This is a genomic window from Kitasatospora sp. NPDC059747 (assembly GCF_042732955.1).
Taxonomy (GTDB): domain Bacteria; phylum Actinomycetota; class Actinomycetes; order Streptomycetales; family Streptomycetaceae; genus Kitasatospora.
On sequence record NZ_JBHWGV010000099.1, the window covers coordinates 1 to 1,912 of the forward strand.

At 72.5% G+C, this 1,912-nt stretch carries 3 protein-coding genes; all 3 read left to right on the forward strand.

What is annotated here, in order from left to right; all coding sequences use genetic code 11:
* The first annotated feature begins 166 nt into the window (after positions 1–166).
* From ACFV4G_RS32725 to ACFV4G_RS32735, 3 genes are read left to right on the forward strand one after another with little or no spacing between them, the layout of a single operon-like run.
* Positions 167–661, forward strand: a complete 495-nt coding sequence (locus ACFV4G_RS32725; RefSeq protein WP_380445793.1) for an SRPBCC domain-containing protein — start codon at positions 167–169, stop codon at positions 659–661.
* A complete protein-coding gene (locus ACFV4G_RS32730; RefSeq protein ID WP_380445794.1) occupies positions 658–1,302 on the forward strand; it encodes a 4'-phosphopantetheinyl transferase in 645 nt (214 codons plus the stop codon). The genes ACFV4G_RS32725 and ACFV4G_RS32730 overlap by 4 nt, the downstream gene beginning before the upstream one ends.
* 20 nt (positions 1,303–1,322) lie before the next feature.
* Entirely contained in the window at positions 1,323–1,730 is a 408-nt protein-coding gene (locus ACFV4G_RS32735) for a hypothetical protein (RefSeq protein WP_380445795.1), read from the forward strand.
* Positions 1,731–1,912: the final 182 nt, after the last annotated feature.

A 1,912-nucleotide genomic window follows, 5' to 3' on the forward strand; every position in this document is an offset into this window, starting at 1 on the left:
CCCACGGCAACAACCCCACCATCTGGCCCACCTACACCCACACCTACCACAAACAAACCAACCACTTCGACCACACCAACTACCAAACCACCACCACCCAAAACACCACCCACACCACCCACAACTAACCAACACACACACAAAACCGAAGGCGAGGTCAACTGCCGTGCACACCATCGACGTCATCGACGAGACCATCCTCAACCACCCCACCGACCGCGTCTGGCACGCCCTCGTCGCCGAGCTCAACGGCGCCGCCAACTGGTGGACCCCCCACAACACCTTCCAGCCCGGCCCCACCGCCCCCCAGCACAAGGGCGGCACCTCCCGGATCACCGTCCACCCCAACGGTGTCGGCAAGCCCGGGCCGAAGTTGCGCTTCACCGCCACCACCACCCACGTCGACGCCGAGCGTCAGCTCACCACCGCTCTCTCCGGCCACTTCACCGGCGACTTCTCCTACACCCTCACCCCCGTCGACGACGGCGCCCGCACCCGGCTGACCATCACCTTCACCAGCACCCCCCACGGCTGGCCCGCCCTCCTCGACAAGGTCGCCCACCTCGGCTTCAAGCACTCCCAGCAGACCCAGCGCGCCCTCACCCAGCTCCGCACCCACCTCGACACCCACCAGGACGACGCCAAGGGCACGAGCGCGTGATCACCGCCGCGGCGCCGCCCGCCCTGCCGATGCGCGGCGCCGCGCGTGGCCCTGTCCGGTGGGCGGAGGCGTTCGGAGACGGGCCGCAGGCGCCGCTCCTCCCGGCCGAGGCCGCGCACGTCGCGGGGCGGCCGGAGCGGCGCACGCGGCAGTTCACCGTCGCCCGTACGCTCGCGCGGCGGGCGCTCGGGCAACTCGGCTTCGCACCGGCGCCGTTGCTGCCCGGGGCCGGGGGTGCACCGGTGTGGCCGGACGGCGTGGTCGGCAGCATCACGCACTGCGACGGGTACACCGCGTGTGCGGTCGCGCCGGCCGGGCGGCTCGCCTCGCTCGGCATCGACGCCGAGCCGGCTCGGCCGCTGCCGGTCGGCATCCTGGGGCTCACCGCCTCCGCCGCCGAGCGAGCCGGTCTGGCGCAGTTGCCTCCGGGCCTCGTCCCCTGGGACCGGCTGCTGTTCAGTACCAAGGAGGCCGTCTACAAGGCCTGGTACCCGCTGACCCGGCAGTGGGCCCCGCTCGTCGAGATGCCCGTGACGGTGTGCCCTGACGGGACCTTCACCACCCACCGGGATGGACAAACCCTCACCGGCCACTGGCACCACACCGGCGGCATCCTGATCACCACGATCGCCCTCCCGTGAGCCCGTGCCAGGATGGCTCCATGCTGAACGCGGCGCTGCGCGCCTCCACCTCGCCGTCCTGGTCGGACCGGGCGAACGCCGGCCGGCAGCTCGCCGCCCACGCGGACGTACCCGAAGTCGCGGCGGTCCTCCGCCGCCTCCTGCAGGACGGCCACGACACGGCCGTCACGCAGGGGACGGCGGAGGCGCTGCTCAGGCGGCGCGATCTCCTGGGCCTGCGACTGGTCCTCGCGGCCTTCGCCGGGGCCGACGTCGACACCACCGACCACCTCGGCGACGCGATCCTCAACGTCTGCCTGCGGTCGGACGAGGACCAGGAGTACTTCGAAGGCCTCGCGACGGAGCTCGCCTCGGACGCGGAACCCGACGAGGCGGCGCGTACGGAGGCCGGGCTCCTGCTCCAGGAGTGGAATCCTCGCTTGGCATGATGCCGGTCATGGGAACATCGCTGCACATCGAGGGCTATTCCGCGGCCGACCGTCCGGTCTCCACGCCGACGACCAAGTTCGGCGGCCAACCGGTGTGGGGGGCCCGCCCCCCCGGGGCCGGGAGCACCGCCAGGGGCCCGCCCCCGGGGGGAGTGCGGCCCGGCGCGGTTGGGCCCCGGGGC

Coding starts and splice junctions, on each gene's coding strand:
- ACFV4G_RS32735 (WP_380445795.1), top strand. CDS start 1,323: ATGCTGAACGCGGCGCTGCGCGCCTCCACCTCGCCGTCCTGGTCGGAC.